Raw genomic sequence first — 17,456 nt, 5'->3', positions numbered from 1 at the left:
GGTGAATATATGACGAACAATAAAATTTTAATTGTCGATGACAATCCTGAAATTAGAGAAGTATTAAATGTTTTGCTCTCAAGTGAAGGTTATGATGTGATTGAGGCTAAAGATGGCCAAGAAGCAATTGATATGGTTAGTGATGATATCGATTTATATATTCTCGATATTATGATGCCTATAATCAATGGTTACCAAGCCTGTGTTGAAATTAGAAAAAAATCTAACGCCCCAATCTTATTTTTAACAGCAAAAGGTCAAGAAAGTGACAAAACACTTGGTTTTTCTAGTGGTGGGGATGATTATTTATCAAAACCATTCTCTTATAATGAATTAACGACAAGAGTGAAGGCATTGTTGCGTCGATATTATGTTTATCAAGGGAAAATGGAAAAAGAAGAAAATAATGATGACAACATTGTTTACAATAATATTACTATTAATCCTAATAGTGAAGCAGTGTATCTAAACGGAGAACAAATTGAATTAACTTACCTAGAATACCAAATTCTTTATCTTTTATTAAGTAATCGTAAAAGAATTTTTTCAACGCAAACATTGTATGAGAGTATTTGGAATGAACCTTATTATTATAGTGCTAATAACACAATTATGGTTCATATTCGAAATCTTCGTAAAAAAATAGAGAGTGATCCTCAAAATCCAAAAATAATTAAAACAATTTGGGGTAAGGGTTATCGTTGTGATTAAAAATTTCTTTAATAAATTAAGTATTCAAATTAGTGCCATTATCATTATTTGTGGAACCTTAGGGGTGGCAACTTTTTGTCTACTTTATGCCGGTAAAGAAAGTTTCTTTGAATTTACCCAAAACTTAGGGGTCATCTCTGAAAATACTGAAGCTTATGCAAATAATATTGAAAATCAAATTATTGATCAAAATGTATCAATTACTGATGTCGATACTCTAGATAAGCTCTTAGGTACTAGCGATATTTATAGTGTCAATCTATATAATAAGGCTGATAACCTTGCCATCACTGGTTCTTTTGCTACCATGCTTGACAATTTTATCATCGGTTCAACAGTATATGATACTGAAGCAATTTATAACGGTGACGATTATAGTACAGAAATTGAGTTAAAAGATGGAACCATTGAAATGTATGTTTACTCATATGCTTTAGCTAAATTAGTCGTTCCTTACATCGTTGCCTCAATTGTCATTGCCTTATTTACCTTTTTACTTCCAACCTTTTTATTTATTCGACGTAAAGTAAATTATATGACAACATTAAAAAATGAAGTTACAATTATGTCACAAGGTGATTTAGACCATACAATCAAAATTAATAGTAATGATGAAATTGCAGAATTATCTAATCAAATTGATAATCTTCGCCTAACCTTAAAAGACAACTTTGCTACTGAAGAAGCTAATCGCAAAGCTAATTATGAATTAGTTACAGCACTTTCTCATGATTTGCGAACTCCTTTAACTTCTTTAATGGGATATTTAGATATTATTAGACTAAAGAAATTTAAAAATGAAGATCAATATAATTTATATTTGAAAAATTCAATTGATAAAGTAAATCAAATTAATGAACTAGCAAATAAAATGTTTGAATACTTTCTCGTCTTTAGTAAAGATCAAGATACTGAATTATCTAAGATGTCACTCGGCGTAATTTACGAATATATTTTAGAAAATATTGGTGTCTTAGAAGAAAATGGTTTTGAAGTAATCAAAAACATTAAGCATTCTGATTACTTTATTCGCGGTAATATTAATTTAGTCAAACGAATTATTAATAATGTTTTTTCCAATGTCTTAAAATACGCAGATATTAAACAGCCCGTTTATATCACTTTATTGATCGATGAAGATATTGAAAATCTAGGCTTAACGATTAAAAATACAAAAAAACATAGTGCTAACTATATTGAAAGTAATCAAATCGGTCTTAAAAGTGTCCAACAAATGATCAAGATTCACGATGGTACTTTTACAGTCCTTGATGAAGAAAGTACTTTCACAGTATCAATTACAATTCCTTTAATGCAATAATTAGTGTATAATGTTGCTATAATTTTAATTAAAAGGAGATATTATGCAGGCAATAGCAAAATTTCATAAAGTATCTAAAGAACAATTTATAATTGATTTCAAGGACAGTTTTCCTAAATATGATGAGGCAGCCATTAATGATATATATGCTTCAATTAAATTACCTAAGCGCGCTACTATCGGTTCTGCGGGTTATGACTTTTATACCCCTATCGATTTCATTTTAAAACCTCATGAAACAATTAAAATTCCTACTGGAATTAGAGTTTCTATCAACGATGGGTGGGTTCTTGCTATCTTTCCAAGAAGCGGACTTGGTTTTAAATATCGTTTACAATTAAACAATACAGTTGGAATCATTGATAGTGATTATTTCAATAGTGACAACGAAGGTCATATTTTTATTAAAATAACTAATGACAGTAATGAAGATAAAACAGTTGAATTAAAAGCTGGCCAAGGTTTTGGACAAGGAATCTTCCTACAATACGGTATTGTTGAAGATGACAATACGACTGATGAACGTAATGGCGGTTTTGGTTCAACAACTAAATAAAAAAATCAGATGGTTGATTATAGTGAACCATCTGATTTTTTTATAAGTTATTTTTATTTTCTTGATAATGTTGTTTAAATTTAATTGCTATTATTAAACAAACAATAATTCCTATTAAAAATGGAATCGCCGAAAAAAAGGCAACGTACGGTGGAAAACTAGTCGTTTTATGATGTTCAATCAAACAATATTGATATGCCACAACAATACATAATAAATGTGATAAAAATAAAGTCAACCCCAAAAAACTATAATACATATACTGATAAAATTTCATTTCATCCACCTCCATATGACTTTGTTATGATTCATTTATTCCTTCTTTTATCATTATAACATAGTATTTTTTATCAATTCCCATGATTCCCTATTTATTTACAAAATCTTTAGTAATATGTTATCTTTTTTGATAATATATTAGTATAGGAGGGAATTATTATGGATATTTTAATGAAATATGCTAAAAAGAAAACTGTTTTTATTTTATCGACAGTTTTGTCAGGGATAGTTACATTATTGTATTTAATCTCAAAATTCGGTCCAACAACATCATCTAATGTTAATATCAATGATATTAATGAATTAGCTGGAACGATTGGATCAATGGTTACAATTATTCAAATTATATTTTATCTATTTATTATATTAGCCATTGTAACCGCCATTCTTAGTGGAGTTTATTTTTTCAAAAAAAATAAGCAAGAATACGTGATGCTAGGGGAATTCATCGTTTCATGTATCAACTCAATATTATTACTATTATCAATGTCCGGAATCAATGCTATTTGTAAGATTCTTAGAGTTGCAATTAGTGGTGATTATTCATCACTTATGACTATGAATTCAGCACGATTACTTAGTTCCGTAACTAGCGCTGCAAGCAACCTTAAATATTTTATGTATTTATCAATTTTTGTATTTATTATCAATATTGTTTTATTATTAATTGTTAAAAAAATTATTAATATTGATGGGTTTCATTTTAATTTTGATGAACCAGTTGTAACTGCTGTTCCAGCTCAAGAACCTGTTCATGAAGATTCTACAACTGTCGAAGACGATTCTACGATAGCTGATAATGAGTTAACACAAGAAAACGGAGAAACTGAAACTAACACGGTTGAACCTAATGCTTCTGAAACTAAACCGGCAACTATCAATACACAAAAAATCAAAGACTTCTTTAAAACAAAAAACGGAAAAATAACGATTGGTGTTGCTGCTGCTCTTATTGTTTGCTTTGGTGGTTATAAAATATATGATACATTCTTTAATTATACTAGTATTGATCTAGGTAAAAATATTACTGTTGAATTTACCGGGAAAGACGGAAGTGGTTATATAAAAGATGTTGAAAGCAATATCGATTATGACAAAAATAATTCTGATTTATCTAACTTTGTTAGCAGCACTTATACTGACTATGATTTTTCTGGAGATCTATCTAATGGTGATAAAATAACTGTAACGATTAAATACTCAGAAGAATTGGCTAAAGCAAATAAAATCAAAGTAACTAATGATTCTAAAACTTTTACTGTTAAAGGTCTAATTGAAAAATTTAAAGATAGCAGTAAAATACCAGAAAAAGTTATTACTCAATTAAAAAAAGAAGCTGACAAAAACATAAAGAATCGCTATAAAGATGGTTATTCTTTTACTTATAATCATGAATTTAATTCTCTTTGGTTTGCCAAAGGGGAAGATGATGATAACGACAGTGTTATTGCTATATATAAAATTGACGAAACATATACCTCATCATTCAGTGGCCAACAAGATGTTGAAACTTACTATGTCGCAATCTATGTCGATGATGTTGATTCTGCCTATTTAGATGAAAAGTCACATTATTGGTATGGGGCTTCTTTATATGGCAGTGATGGTAAAGAATTATCAGATCTAAATGCATTGGAAACTGCTTTAAAAGAAAAATTTGATGATCAAACTTTAGAATTAATCAAATAAAAAACTAAAACCACTTTTTAAAATATTTAAGAAGTGGTTTTTTTATTCCAAATCAAACTGATTATTAAATTATTTTCACTTATCTTAGCAGTTACATCTCAGTAAATTCTTTAACAATAGCTAATCCTAAGCCAGTATTTTGTTTTGTACGAGAAATATCAGAAGTATAAAACTCATCGAATATTTGTTCAACTATGATTGGCTCATCTAATCGATTTTTGAATTGAAAACAAATTTCTGCTCCCGTATTAATAGAAATATAAATATCTCCACGGCTATGCTTCAAAGCATTAATAATTAAATTATCAAAAATTCTCCGTAAGATCCGTTCATTACTAAGCATCTCTATTTTTTTATTACCTTTAATATAGATCATCCGCCCTTGACTATTAAAATCTTGATAATAACAAACTAACTCTTCTTCAAAAATACGATTAATATCTAATAACTTTAATTCAAATTTTTCTTCATTGGAAATGATTTTAGTAAAAGTAAAAAAATCTTCTATCAATTGCGATAGCCGTTTTAACTTATCAATAATAATTGATTCATATTTATGCTGTTCTTCTCCACTTAGCTCATATTTTTGCAACAATTCGACATAGCCCAAGGCCGAAGTTAATGGCGTTTTTAAATCATGAGAAATATTTACAATTGTTTTTTGCAAACTATTATTTTTCTTTTCAATATCAATCTCTAATTTTCTAAACGTTAGCATCATTTCATTTACTTCTTGTAATAACTCTCTAAGTTCAAGATTCCCGTTAGTTGTTGTAATCAAAGCATTAGTATCAAGCCCTCTTATTTTATTAATATCATTAGCCGCTTTTCTAATACTTTTTTTTAAATTAAAAATATAACAGGTAGCAATAAGCAGTAAAATGATCAAAATTATCACTATTACTAACATTCAGCTACCTCCTGATTATTTAATATTGTATCGTTTAAAATACGTTACTCCTATCATACTTGAAGCGATGATCAATCCAATTCCTGTTAAAATTCCTGTTAACAATGTCTTTATTTCTATCTGTCCAATAACTGCCATGTCCCGAAGAATTGTTTCAAACTCAAATTGCATGATTATACTACCATCAATATTAAAAACAGTAATAATTGTCATTAATAGCATCTGTGATACCATAACTAACACGATTGCGATTGCATTATATCGTGATGTTTTTTGTGTTATTGCGGCAATCATCACTAGTACGCTCATTATACCACAAAAGATCGGCAACTGTCGCAGCATAATTATTGTTATATCTAAAAAGCTAGAATAATGACTCGGTGCATTAAAGATAATATTACCAAAATAACCTAAATAAGTACTGATTGCTATTATTGCTATCCCTAATCCCCATGTCAAAAGGAGCTTAGCGAAATAGTATGTCGTCCGTGAAACATCTGTAGAGATAACATTTTTAGCAGTATGATTAGCTAAATCAACACAAATAACTGCAAAGACTACAAAAATCAGTACATAGTACAGATTCCCATTAACTTTCATCATCCCTTCATCTAATAGCTCATTACTCTCACCAGCTACCTTTCTTACATCTTCTGGAGTTGCTAAATCATCTTCTTTAGTTACTTCTGAATTACTCGTTAACCCGCCACTTATTCCAATATGACCTGGCGATCTTAAATAAATTGAAACACTGCACAGTGCGATGATTGCTAGAAGAAAAACATAAATTCCTTTTCCTTTAAAAATCCTAAATAAATCAGCTTTAATGATATTCAACATTCTATTCACCATCCCTAATAATATTTTTAAAATACTCTTCTAACGATACTCCAATTTCACTAATTGCATAAAGTTCAATTCCCTTTTCAACTATTGCCTTACTAACAATGTGTTGTGCATCTAAATAATCATATAGACGAATTTCTTGATCATTTAAGACTTTGTAATTAGCTGTCTTTAGTTCTTCTTCTAATAAGACACTAGCTTTTTTTATATCATTTACCTTGAGTAATAAACAACGACTACACTCATTATCTAACTGTTCTTTTGATAATTCTTTAACGATCTTACCACCTTCAAGAATTCCAAACTTATTTGCTACTAAATACAGTTCTGATAAAATATGACTAGAAATCAAAATCGTTATATTTTCTTGTTGTAATTGCAATAACGTTTCTCTAATCTCACTAATTCCTAATGGATCTAAACCATTGATTGGTTCATCTAAAATTATAAAATCAGGATTATTTAAAATTACCAAAGCAATTCCTAAACGCTGCTTCATTCCTAATGAAAACTGTTTAAATTTCTTTTTACCAGTATTATTTAATTTAACCTTTTCTAGTACTTCCTCAATCTTGTGACGATCAATAATTCCTTTTAAAATACAGTAATACTTTAAATTATCATATGCTGATAAATTAGGATAAAACGCTGGACTTTCAATCATACATCCCATCCTATTTTTACTATCCCTCCTACCCTTTTACTGTATAAAAAAAGAGTTAAATAACTCTTAATCAATTCTTAAATAAGTCTTAATTCCGTTATCCTTTTATTTTATAACCAATTCCCCAGACTGTTTCTATATACTCTTGATTTGGATTAGCTTGTTTTAACTTACTACGAATCTTACTAATATGAACATTTAGCGTATTATCATCACCTGAATCTTCGTGGTCCCAAACCATTTCAAATAAAATATCTTTTGTAAAAACACGAGTTGGACTTTCTAATAATATTTTTAATAGTTTAAACTCAATTTTAGATAAATTTATTTTTATCTCATTACAAGTCACTTTATAACTATTTTCATCAAGAATAATATCTTTATAAGTAATTAGAGCTGCTAGAGCTGATGAAAAAGCTACTTGCCGATGCTTTAATTGTATCTTTACTCTTGCTAAAAGTTCATTATTATCAAATGGTTTGATCAAATAGTCATCAGCTCCCAAAGCAAATAGGTCAAGTTTTGTATCCATTTTATCGATTGCAGTTAAAATAATCACCGGTAAATCTTTCTTCTTTTTGATTTCCTTAATTACTTCCTGACCACTAAGACCCGGTAACATCAAATCCAAAAGTACTAAATCTACATGTTCATCTAATAAAAGTAATGCCTCTGTCCCAGAATAAGCACTAACACTTTCGATACAATTTAATCTTAATAGATCATGGATCATATTATTAATATCATTGTCATCTTCTACGATCAATATTTTTACCATTGTTATACTACATTCCTTCACTTACACAGTGATAGTATAACACAATATACCTCTCCAAGACATATTGGTTTTAAGAGCTTATCTTTGTATTTCTAATAAGAAAAAGAAGTATCTAAGTTTAGATACTTCTGGATTATGAATTATGAGCAAATTGTGAATTATACAATTTTTCATACTCACCTTGTTTTGCTAATAATTCTTCGTGTGTTCCTTGTTCGACGATATCACCATTATTGATTACTAAAATCAAGTCAGCACTCTTAATAGTTGATAGACGATGGGCAATAACAAAACTTGTCCGCCCTTTCATAACCCGCTGCATTGCTTCTTGCAGCATTTTTTCTAAACGGGTATCAACCGATGAAGTCGCCTCATCAAGAATCAAGATTTGAGGATCTTTTAAGATTGCTCGGGCAATCGTTAATAATTGTTTCTCCCCTTGCGAGATGTTATTGGCTTCTTCATTTATATGTGAATTATATCCATCTGGCAGAGTTCTAATAAAATGATGAACATTGGCCATTTTAGCAGCATTAATAATCTCATCTTTGCGAGCATCCAAACGACCATAACGAATGTTATCATAAATTGTTCCAGAATATAGCCATGTATCCTGTAAAACCATTCCAAACATAGAACGTAACTCTTCCCGTGGTAAATCACGAATATCAACGCCGTCTATTTTAATACTACCACCTTTAACATCGTAAAAACGTAATAGTAAATTAATAATTGTTGTTTTTCCTGCTCCAGTCGGTCCAACAATTGCAACCATCTGACCACTTTTAACATTAACATTCAAATCTTTCATTAAGTTTTCTTCATAATAACCAAACTTAACATGTTCAAAATCAACATTTCCAGCCACTTCGCTCAAATGTTTAGGCGGATTAGCTTCCGGTACTTCTTCCGGTTCTTCCAATAACTCAATCACCCTTCCTAGTGCTGCAAAAGCAGACTGAATTTGTGATGATAAGTTAGATATTTGCGATAAAGGATCATTAATTTGCCAAATATAACGAATAAAAGCTTGTAACTGCCCAACTAAAAATGTTCCTGCAATTACATCAGCAGTTCCCACTACAGCAACTGCCCCAATTGCTAAATAAGTAACTAATGCATTTAAAGGTGCAATCGTTGATGAAACGAATTGTGCTTTAAAGGCATTTTCTTTTAAATTTTCATTAATTTTTTTAAATTTTTCAACTGATTCCACTTGTTGATTATATAATAAAATTTCATTATATCCTGTATACATTTCAGTTACAGTACTATTTAATTCACCAAGCGCATCTTGTTGATTTTTAAATAATTTTTGACTTTTTCCTACAACTAGCTTAGTTACTAATAGCGATAATGGAATAATCATCGTTCCAATAATTGCCATCTTAGGATTAATCATATACATCATTGTTAACGCTAAAGTAACAGTTAATACTCCACTGACGATCTGCGTAAAACTTTGTTGTAGAGCGTTAGAAATAGCATCAACATCATTAGTAATTCGACTTAAAACATCTCCAAAATGATGATTATCAAAATATCTTACTGGTAATTTACGAATCTTATTTTGTAAAGCATTACGAAGATCTTCCATTGCTTGCTGAATTGCATTCGTCAAATAAACTACTGAAATCATTTGAGCAACTGTTTTAATAATATAAATGACTACTAAACTAAGTACAATTTTAATAATTGCCCCAAAGCTAATATCCACACTTGTTAAACTACTGCTTTTAGCAACATCGCTCGCTAATTGAGTAGTGATCATTCCTTCAAATGTTGGTGCTAAAACCATTGAAATATTGAAAGCAAAAATCATTAGGATAGCAATAATAAATTGCCATTTATACGGCTTAATAAATGGTATTAAACCCTTTAAACTTTTTTTAAAACTATATTTTTTATGCATTTGCTAATTCCTCCTCACTTAATTGAGAAGTTGCAATCTCATGATAAATTTGACATTCCTTTAATAATTGATGATGTGTTCCTTTTCCTACGACCTTACCTTCATTTAAAACAATGATCTGATCTGCCTCCATAATACTAGAAATTCTTTGAGCTACAACTAGCATGATTGATTCGGTCATTTCTTTTTTTAACTCTTTCCTTAAAATTGCATCTGTTTTAAAATCCAATGCTGAAAAAGAATCATCAAAGATATAAATTTGAGCTTTACGAACTAATGCCCGAGCAATACTTAATCGTTGTTTTTGACCACCCGAAACATTTGTCGCTCCTTCACTGATTTCTTCATCAAAGCCATTTTCTTTTTCCATTATAAATGGATAAGCCTGCGCAACTTTAGCAGCATATTCTACTTCTTCATCACTAGCATCCTTTTTCCCAAAACGAATATTATCAGCAATTGTCCCACTAAATAATACTGCTTTTTGAGGAATCACACCTAATTTATCTCGTAATTCTAATACATCATAATCACGAATATCTTTCCCATTGATTTTAATACTTCCACTACTAACATCATAAAATCTTGGTACTAAATTCACTAATGTACTTTTACCAGAACCAGTACTTCCAATAAAAGCAATCATTTCGCCTTTGTTCGCTTTAAAAGAAACATCCTGAAGAACCGGCTCCTCACCATCAGGATAAACAAAAGTTACATGATCAAACTCAATACTTACTTTTTCATCAAAATCGCTATCTGCAGGTTTATTTTTAATTATTGGATCTAAATTGAAGACTTCTTCAATTCGTTTCGCTGACACCTCAGCCCGAGGATACATCATAAACACCGTACAGAAAAGCATAATCGAAAACATCGCATGGAATAAATAATCCATGAAAGCAACAAGCTGTCCAATTTCTAAAGAACCAGTAGAAATTAGATGAGCTGCTACCCAATATATTGACAAACCAGCAACATTCATCAGCATAAAGAAAATTGGCTGTGTCATGGTCATAATTTTAAATAATTTTTTTGAATATTTAGTAAAGCGATGATTTGTTTCTTTAAACCGTTTTTGTTCATATTGATCATTATTAAAAGCTCTAATTACTCGAATCCCGCTAAGATTTTCTCTCGAAATACGATTCAAGTCATCTAATGAACTTTGTTGATTTTCTGAAATTGGTTTAGTAATCTTCGCTACTACGACAACCCCAAGGATAATCAACGGAATTGTAGCAGCAATAATATATGATAACGGTAACGAAGCCCGCGCTGTCATAATAAAACTAAAAATAAACATAATTGGTGTCATCAAAGCTGTCCGAAGCAATACGTTAACAAATTGTTGAATTTGAAAAGCGTCATTATTCGTCCTTGTAATCATTGATGATGTCCCAATCTGATTAAATTCATTAGCTGTAAATTGTTGTACTTTAGCAAAGATATCATTTCTAATATCACGAGTAATTGCAGTTGATATTTTTGAACAACAATATCCTAGGGCAATGGTTCCACCCACACCGATAAGTGAAACTAAGGCAATACAGCCACCCATCATATAGATGAAGCTAACGTCTTTATTAGTAACCCCAACATCTATCATTGTTGCTACAATGGTCGGAATTCCTAATTCAACTAAAATAAATCCAAAAACTGAAATTACATTAAAAAAGAATAGTAATTTGTAGTTTTTTAAATACTTTAAGATTAATTTCATATTTTTCTCCTTTCATTGTATTGTGAAGCAACATATCATATGATAAACTATAAGGTAACCTTATAGTCAAGGAGTTATTTAAATGAAAGAAAAATTATTAACATGTGGAACTTTTGCTAAAATATGCGGTGTTGAAAAACATGTTCTTTTTCATTATGACGAGATTAATTTATTTAAACCAGCATATGTGAATGATAAAGGTTACCGCTATTACTCGTATCGTCAATATGATACATTTAAAGTAATTATTGCTTTAAAAAAACTCGGAATGTCGTTAAAAGATATTCAAATATATCTTGATCAGCGCAATCCCCAATTATTTTTAGAGTTATTGAATCAACAAGAAGCTAAATTGCTTGAGTATATTAATGAAATGCAGCAGATTCACGAAATGATCAAAAATTTTCAAACATTTACAACTGATGCTTTAAATGCTAATTATGATGAAATCAAAGTAACTTATTTAAAAGAAACTAAATTATTATTATCTGCTAATCTCGAAAACACTACCTCTAAAGGCTTCGCTGACTTTATGAATGATTACACATCTTTTATTGAAAATAATCATATTATTACTGGCGAATTCGTTGGGGTAATGATGAATGTCGAAAATATTCGTAAAAATCAATTATCTAACTACTCTTATTTATTTACAACAACTAATAATCTGAGTGAACAAATATTTGTTAAAAAGGGTGGTAATTATTTATGTGGCTATCATCATGGAAGTTATGATGGTCTCCGTGACTCATATCAAAGAATCCTCGATTATGCAGAGCTTCATAAAATTAAATTAGGTAAATATGCTTTTGAAGAATATATTATTTTTGATATTTGTGAAGCTTCCAAAGATGAATACTTAACTCGTATTACAATTGAAATAGCAGAATAAAAAAGTAGGTATAAGACTCCCAAGTTAAATAACCAATGGGCAGGAAGATCTTAAATTACCTACTTTTACTTATAATTTTTAAAATTTACTAATTCTATCTTATTTTTATTTAACCATTCACTTAACCAATCGGAACAAAGAAAATCACATTCCATAGGTCTAATAAGAGTAAAAGACGAATGTTCCAAAATATACTGATCTAAAAAACCAGGATGGAAAATAGCTACTGCACAAGGATTATTTTTAATAATATCTAAATGCTCTTCCATATATGTACGAGGATCATACAATCCATGTTCATCTAGGCTCATAAATCCTAATCCAGTAATTCCAAATTCTTTTTCCCACTCTTTATCCAAGCTAGGATTTTCAAAGAATAAATTATTTCTTTGAGCAACATTTTTTAAAGCAATAAAGAAATTATTAGAAAATACTGCATGACCTTCAAAATAATCTGGGTCTCTACCTGTGATTGCTCGAAACTTCGCTAATTGAGCTTCCAGCTCAATTTCACATTCAGCAACATTGATCGTATCTACTTGACGAGCCCGAATCTCTTTACTGGAACAAAAATTACCATTTTTCTGGACTAACGACGGAATCAATTTAGGATCACTCAACGGTTTTCCAACACAAATATTACTGTGCTGTCCTAATGCGATATCTAAATCTTTAACCAACTCATACCCATGCTTAGCACTTGCCATATTAGGCATCATTCCAACACTAGTGATTACACCATCTACTACACTTTTATAAATACCATAATTTACGCCCTCGCTAAACCCGAGGTCATCAGCTCTCATTATTAATTTCATATTTCTCAATACTCTCCTTTACTTTTTTTCTTTTTTTATCTATTTCCTGATTATAAACTCGTTTGATATAATCCAATACTTTTCGTCCGTCAAACGAAGCATATAAACTAATAGGCGGAACTGTTATAATTGTCAGATTCTCTTTTAAACGTCGCTCAAGATTTACTTCTTCATAACGAATTTGAGGCTCCAATAAAATAATGTCATAATTTTTATCCTCAAACTGCTCTGTAGTTAGCGATTCAATCTGCCAATCCTTTTCATCACCAATTACTTTTTTCTTCATATCTAGAACAATCAAATCAGACATTGCTCCAGCAACACTATGTAATAATAAAACTTTAAACGGATGTTTTTTAGTAAACTCATTTAATAACATAATTGCTTTATCTAACACAATTTTACCTGCCATCTTAGTATAATCATAACTATCAATCAGCATTAATGGAATATTAACTTTTTGACAGAGCGGCACAAATTCATTTTGTAAATATGCAATATGTGGAGCCAATAAAATAATATCATAATCTACCAGCAAAACTTGGCCACTGACAACATCACTACATTTAATTTGATATTCGTTATAAATGTCTGCTGCTTCCATTTTTTTTACCAAAAGACTAGTCGACATCCCACCACCACAAACCAAAAGAATTTTTTTCATAGCCTCTCTAACCTTTCAATGATTTCTTTAAAATACTGATAATTAGGATTATTGATTAAATTCCACTGAATTGTACTATCGCTAATAATATTGGAAATTATTTTATAAAAGTCATCTAATTCTTTAATTGCTTTATTTTCAATTGCAGATAATAAAATTATTCTAATTTTATGTTTCTTCCATAATAATGGTTTCTTTAAAATCGTAACAGCTACAAAAGTAGCATTAGAAACCGGTTTATTAGAATGCGGAAAAGCAATTAAATCATTGAATTCAGTTGTTGCCAACGCCTCTCTTTGAAGCACATACTGTTCAAAATCTGCAGGTAGATCATAACTTTTTTTGCACTCATTAATTATTTCATGAATTGCCTCTTCTTTGGAACTAAATGATTCATATGTAAAAAAGAGCTGTTCTGGAAAATAATCTAGTATATTAGCCTGATTTAACTGCTTTAAATTATTTGTTATTTTAATTGTATCCCTTTGATTAATAAGATTATTAATTAAAAAGATTGGAATATTTACTTTAATTGCTAAAGGAACTGTCGTAAAGATACAATCAAACTTAGTTAAACTAATGTTTTCCAGCTCATGCAATGAGCATACTTCAAGATGTTCAATATAATCATTGAAATTTTCTTTAAAGAAATATTCTAATAGACGCGCGCTCCCCACCCCGCTAGAACAAATGACCAAAATATTATTACGATGAAAATTATACTTTTTTTGTTCTAGAGACAAATTAATATGTAAAGCAAAATAAGCTATTTCATCTTCTGATAAAGTACAGTTAAAACGTTGATTGATTACAACACAAGCTTTAACCGCTAATTCATAAGCCATAATCAGCTTACTTTTAATCTCATCCTTTAATGGATTATGCATAAAGGTACCGTACTGAATCCGTTTTACTAATGGAATCAAATGCAAAGATAATGCTAATTGGAGATTTAAATCTGCTTGAAATGGAATATTAGCAACTTTTTCAATTATCATTAACATTTCTTTTACAATATCTAAGATTTCTTGATTTATATAATTATTAGAAAGTTGTTTACTGTTTTTACCACAAAGATGCATAGTTAGATAGGCAACCTCTTCAATTCGATACTCCATTGCCATTATTTTATTCATCAACTCCATAATTGCACAACCTAATGAATATTCTTTCTCTTCTTTAATTTCCTCAAGCCATTCAGAATCAATATTAGCATATTCTTTTTTCATGACCCGATAATAAGCAATATATAAATGCGCAACTAGGTTATCTAATACATCATCACTAATTACATAATCAGCATTTGCAATAGATGAAATTACAATATCTCTAATTCGCTGAAGAATATCAAAGTCCATTTGATACTCTTCGAAATGAGCAATTGCACGTCGTTTATTAATTTCATCACCTTCTAAGTACATACCATAATATGCTTTAGTTGCAATTGTAAGATCAAAATCATGTAAATATTCTCTTAATTCTTTTAAACTTTGTTTTAATTGTGTTCGAGATAAATAAAGTTCATCACATAGATCATCGATTTTAAGATAATTATTACAATCAATAAATCGATTAAACAAATAAGCTAATCGTGATTCCTCTTTACCATTTTGATCTCTTTGTAGATATGCTAAAAAAGTTTCTGGTGTTTCAATTGTTAAACGATAACCAAAACTTCCTGATTCTATTTTAGCACCGCAGATATCTTCATTAATATTCTTAATAATAGTGCGAACCGAACGAGTACTCATTTTAATTACGCTTGATAAATTTGAACCACTGACAGTTTCATGATTCATTAGTTCCAAAATTATCATCTTTTGATTCTTATCCATCATCCGCACCTCCGTTTATATTTTATCATAAAGTATGATAAAGAGGCTGGAAATCCAGCCTAATTTTATTCCTTGATCTGTGCTTCTTCTTTAAGAGCGATGTTATCTTGTGTTTTAAAAAATGGATAATATAAAATTGCAGATACAATAATTAAAACAATTTCTAAAATAATTCCTGATACTCCGCAAATTAACCAGCCATCTAATAATACCGGTGTTCCTGTCGCTCCCATTGCAATTCTTGGTAATGAAACCAGACCACTCTTCATTGCAAAATAAGTAATTAAAATATTAATTTGTGGTACTAAGAAATATGGTAAAGCCATAATTGGATTTAAAATCAGCGGTAATCCAAAAACTATTGGTTCATTGATACTACAACAAGATGGTAAAATTGCTAACCGTCCTAACGTTTTATAGCGATTACTTTTAGCAAGTAACATATCAATAGATAATCCAAGCGTATTACCAATACCACCTAACATTAAGAAATATAACAACCCAACAGTAATAATATTTTGCATTGGTGCCCCTGATGCAAAGGCTGCTTGATTTTCAACTCCAGCCTGCATAAATAGCATCATTGAGAATGGTATCGTTACTTGACCACCATGAATACCAAAGAACCAAAAAACAGACGCTAACAAAGTTAAGACCATATAAGTAATTAAGCTACCTGATAATGCTGATAATGGAGTCGCAATAATACCATAGAACCATTCACTAAACGTTACCCCTGTTAATGAAGCAAAAGTTCCGTTAATGATTAGAAATACTGTCGTTATAACAAAGCCAGGAATTAATGCATTAAACGATTTGGCAACTGTTGGTGGTACGCCCTCGGGCATTTTGATGATCCAGCCACGTTTAACAACAAACGTATAAATATAGCCAACTAAGATTCCTACGATCAAGGCCGTAAATAATCCCTTTGAACCTAAATAGTCAAAAGCAATATAACTTGTAGTTGTTTCTTCAACGACAATATTTGCTAGTGGTGTCATAATAAAGAAAGCTAAAATTGACAACAAACCGGCAGGTATGGCATCTGTATTCATGCCTTCATTTCTTATAAAGGCATACGCAGCAGTAAAAGATACATATACTGCTAACATATCAGTTGTAAATTTACCCACTAAACTTAAAACTGTTCCGACCCCCGAGTCAGCTAAAAATTGTTGATATGCATCTAGTGATAAAGTACTCAGCAGAGTAAATATTGCTCCTAAAATAATTAGTGGCATTATTAAATTAAAAGCTGTTGATATTGCTTTTAAAATTTTATTACTCCCTATCTTTGTTGCTAATGGTGCTAAAACATTCTCCATCTTGTCCATTAATTTTTGCATTAAAACTATCCCCTTTCATATTTACAATATCATTATATAATACCCTAATAAAACTAGAAGTCTGTTAATTTCCTGTTATTGTAGGAAAATTATATTTTCTTATAAATATCGATAAATTCTTTAATCAGTGATTTATATAACTGAACTGAAATTAACATATCTTCGGCATGCACTAATAATAAATCTAAATCACTTGAAACTGTTAAACATCCAGCATGAATCTTACTTGCTTCAAGTAATGTTTCGTTACCCTTAATTAAGTATTCATTAGCCTTGACAAAGTTTTGATCTTTGACATATGCTAAGATCTTTTGATAAGCTAGACTGCTTTGCTGGGTTAATTGTATGATTGATATTGTTTCCTGCTCGGTATTATTTATCATATTATCAACTCCTGCTTTTATCATACAAAACCTTCATTTGTATCTAAAGACAGGATATTTCCACTTAGGCGGAAATATTGACAAAGAACTTTTAGTAATTATTTTAATGATACCAAGAAACAAGCA

At 30.1% G+C, this 17,456-nt stretch carries 16 protein-coding genes and 1 pseudogene; 5 read left to right on the top strand and 12 right to left on the bottom strand.

Going from position 1 to position 17,456, the window contains the following annotated elements; genetic code table 11:
* Window positions 1-9 precede the first annotated feature (9 nt).
* From KTF99_RS06150 to KTF99_RS06140, 3 genes are read left to right on the top strand one after another with little or no spacing between them, the layout of a single operon-like run.
* The gene (locus tag KTF99_RS06150) at window positions 10-711 is read left to right on the top strand and encodes a response regulator transcription factor (RefSeq protein WP_003535081.1); all 702 of its coding nucleotides are present in this window, start codon (window positions 10-12) and stop codon (window positions 709-711) included.
* Window positions 704-2,032, top strand: a complete 1,329-nt coding sequence (locus tag KTF99_RS17515) for a HAMP domain-containing sensor histidine kinase (protein WP_217215496.1) — start codon at window positions 704-706, stop codon at window positions 2,030-2,032. The genes KTF99_RS06150 and KTF99_RS17515 overlap by 8 nt, the downstream gene beginning before the upstream one ends.
* Window positions 2,033-2,075: 43 nt before the next feature.
* Entirely contained in the window at window positions 2,076-2,588 is a 513-nt protein-coding gene (locus KTF99_RS06140; RefSeq protein ID WP_003535086.1) for a dUTP diphosphatase, read from the top strand.
* 40 nt (window positions 2,589-2,628) lie between these two features.
* Here the strand turns inward: KTF99_RS06140 and KTF99_RS06135 are convergent, their stop codons facing one another.
* On the bottom strand, window positions 2,629-2,865 hold the full coding sequence (locus tag KTF99_RS06135; protein ID WP_008792410.1) for a hypothetical protein: 237 nt from the start codon (window positions 2,863-2,865) through the stop codon (window positions 2,629-2,631).
* Between the two features lie 161 nt (window positions 2,866-3,026).
* Between KTF99_RS06135 and KTF99_RS06130 the strand changes: the two genes are divergently transcribed.
* Window positions 3,027-4,556: a hypothetical protein gene (locus KTF99_RS06130; RefSeq protein ID WP_118249095.1), complete on the top strand. Its 1,530-nt coding sequence runs from the start codon at window positions 3,027-3,029 to the stop codon at window positions 4,554-4,556.
* Between the two features lie 91 nt (window positions 4,557-4,647).
* Here KTF99_RS06130 and KTF99_RS06125 read toward each other — a convergent pair whose 3' ends face one another.
* The 6 genes and pseudogenes from KTF99_RS06125 to KTF99_RS06100 form a co-directional block, all read right to left on the bottom strand.
* Complete coding sequence (locus KTF99_RS06125) at window positions 4,648-5,466, bottom strand: sensor histidine kinase (RefSeq protein WP_029481933.1); 819 nt, start codon at window positions 5,464-5,466, stop codon at window positions 4,648-4,650.
* Window positions 5,467-5,481: 15 nt separating this feature from the next.
* Window positions 5,482-6,306, bottom strand: coding sequence for a hypothetical protein (locus KTF99_RS06120; RefSeq protein WP_029481935.1), 825 nt, complete (start codon window positions 6,304-6,306; stop codon window positions 5,482-5,484).
* A 1-nt stretch (window position 6,307) separates the two neighbouring features.
* Window positions 6,308-6,994: pseudogene (locus KTF99_RS06115) on the bottom strand (ATP-binding cassette domain-containing protein); the annotation flags it as partial.
* A gap of 79 nt (window positions 6,995-7,073) precedes the next feature.
* On the bottom strand, window positions 7,074-7,754 hold the full coding sequence (locus KTF99_RS06110; protein ID WP_022008110.1) for a response regulator transcription factor: 681 nt from the start codon (window positions 7,752-7,754) through the stop codon (window positions 7,074-7,076).
* Between the two features lie 133 nt (window positions 7,755-7,887).
* Window positions 7,888-9,666 carry an ABC transporter ATP-binding protein gene (locus KTF99_RS06105; RefSeq protein ID WP_009008518.1) on the bottom strand — a complete coding sequence of 593 codons (1,779 nt, stop codon included), beginning with the start codon at window positions 9,664-9,666 and terminating at the stop codon, window positions 7,888-7,890.
* Window positions 9,659-11,389 carry an ABC transporter ATP-binding protein gene (locus tag KTF99_RS06100; protein WP_003535104.1) on the bottom strand — a complete coding sequence of 577 codons (1,731 nt, stop codon included), beginning with the start codon at window positions 11,387-11,389 and terminating at the stop codon, window positions 9,659-9,661. Before KTF99_RS06100 ends, KTF99_RS06105 begins: the two co-directional genes overlap by 8 nt.
* 82 nt (window positions 11,390-11,471) lie before the next feature.
* On the opposite strand from KTF99_RS06100, the gene KTF99_RS06095 reads away from it, so the two are divergent.
* Window positions 11,472-12,281 (top strand): MerR family transcriptional regulator, encoded by an 810-nt coding sequence (locus KTF99_RS06095; protein ID WP_003535106.1) that lies wholly within the window; start codon window positions 11,472-11,474, stop codon window positions 12,279-12,281.
* A gap of 65 nt (window positions 12,282-12,346) precedes the next feature.
* On the opposite strand, the gene KTF99_RS06090 is transcribed toward KTF99_RS06095, so the two are convergent.
* From KTF99_RS06090 to KTF99_RS06070, 5 genes are all read right to left on the bottom strand, one after another.
* Window positions 12,347-13,099, bottom strand: a complete 753-nt coding sequence (locus KTF99_RS06090; RefSeq protein ID WP_003535107.1) for a ChbG/HpnK family deacetylase — start codon at window positions 13,097-13,099, stop codon at window positions 12,347-12,349.
* The gene (locus KTF99_RS06085) at window positions 13,077-13,763 is read right to left on the bottom strand and encodes a hypothetical protein (protein ID WP_008792417.1); all 687 of its coding nucleotides are present in this window, start codon (window positions 13,761-13,763) and stop codon (window positions 13,077-13,079) included. The genes KTF99_RS06090 and KTF99_RS06085 overlap by 23 nt, the downstream gene beginning before the upstream one ends.
* Entirely contained in the window at window positions 13,760-15,598 is a 1,839-nt protein-coding gene (locus KTF99_RS06080) for a BglG family transcription antiterminator (protein WP_217215492.1), read from the bottom strand. Before KTF99_RS06080 ends, KTF99_RS06085 begins: the two co-directional genes overlap by 4 nt.
* Before the next feature lie 65 nt (window positions 15,599-15,663).
* The gene (locus tag KTF99_RS06075) at window positions 15,664-16,947 is read right to left on the bottom strand and encodes a PTS sugar transporter subunit IIC (protein ID WP_029481952.1); all 1,284 of its coding nucleotides are present in this window, start codon (window positions 16,945-16,947) and stop codon (window positions 15,664-15,666) included.
* An 89-nt stretch (window positions 16,948-17,036) separates the two neighbouring features.
* Window positions 17,037-17,354 (bottom strand): PTS lactose/cellobiose transporter subunit IIA, encoded by a 318-nt coding sequence (locus KTF99_RS06070; protein ID WP_254210098.1) that lies wholly within the window; start codon window positions 17,352-17,354, stop codon window positions 17,037-17,039.
* Window positions 17,355-17,456 lie beyond the last annotated feature (102 nt).

Origin of the sequence: Erysipelatoclostridium sp. MSK.7.34, assembly GCF_019041935.1 — a bacterium.
GTDB classification, from domain to species: domain Bacteria; phylum Bacillota_I; class Bacilli_A; order Erysipelotrichales; family Coprobacillaceae; genus Thomasclavelia; species Thomasclavelia ramosa.
Note: the sequence above shows the minus strand (reverse complement) of the source record. Positions and strands in the feature narration are given on the sequence as shown.

Bases quoted from the DNA above. Each gene is read 5' to 3' on its own strand.
- KTF99_RS06150 (WP_003535081.1), top strand. From the start codon at position 10: ATGACGAACAATAAAATTTTAATTGTCGATGACAATCCTGAAATTAGA.
- KTF99_RS06140 (WP_003535086.1), top strand. From the start codon at position 2,076: ATGCAGGCAATAGCAAAATTTCATAAAGTATCTAAAGAACAATTTATA.
- KTF99_RS06135 (WP_008792410.1), bottom strand. From the start codon at position 2,865: ATGAAATTTTATCAGTATATGTATTATAGTTTTTTGGGGTTGACTTTA.
- KTF99_RS06130 (WP_118249095.1), top strand. From the start codon at position 3,027: ATGGATATTTTAATGAAATATGCTAAAAAGAAAACTGTTTTTATTTTA.
- KTF99_RS06125 (WP_029481933.1), bottom strand. From the start codon at position 5,466: ATGTTAGTAATAGTGATAATTTTGATCATTTTACTGCTTATTGCTACC.
- KTF99_RS06120 (WP_029481935.1), bottom strand. From the start codon at position 6,306: ATGTTGAATATCATTAAAGCTGATTTATTTAGGATTTTTAAAGGAAAA.
- KTF99_RS06110 (WP_022008110.1), bottom strand. From the start codon at position 7,754: ATGGTAAAAATATTGATCGTAGAAGATGACAATGATATTAATAATATG.
- KTF99_RS06105 (WP_009008518.1), bottom strand. From the start codon at position 9,666: ATGCATAAAAAATATAGTTTTAAAAAAAGTTTAAAGGGTTTAATACCA.
- KTF99_RS06100 (WP_003535104.1), bottom strand. From the start codon at position 11,389: ATGAAATTAATCTTAAAGTATTTAAAAAACTACAAATTACTATTCTTT.
- KTF99_RS06095 (WP_003535106.1), top strand. From the start codon at position 11,472: ATGAAAGAAAAATTATTAACATGTGGAACTTTTGCTAAAATATGCGGT.
- KTF99_RS06090 (WP_003535107.1), bottom strand. From the start codon at position 13,099: ATGAAATTAATAATGAGAGCTGATGACCTCGGGTTTAGCGAGGGCGTA.
- KTF99_RS06085 (WP_008792417.1), bottom strand. From the start codon at position 13,763: ATGAAAAAAATTCTTTTGGTTTGTGGTGGTGGGATGTCGACTAGTCTT.
- KTF99_RS06080 (WP_217215492.1), bottom strand. From the start codon at position 15,598: ATGGATAAGAATCAAAAGATGATAATTTTGGAACTAATGAATCATGAA.
- KTF99_RS06075 (WP_029481952.1), bottom strand. From the start codon at position 16,947: ATGCAAAAATTAATGGACAAGATGGAGAATGTTTTAGCACCATTAGCA.
- KTF99_RS06070 (WP_254210098.1), bottom strand. From the start codon at position 17,354: ATGATAAAAGCAGGAGTTGATAATATGATAAATAATACCGAGCAGGAA.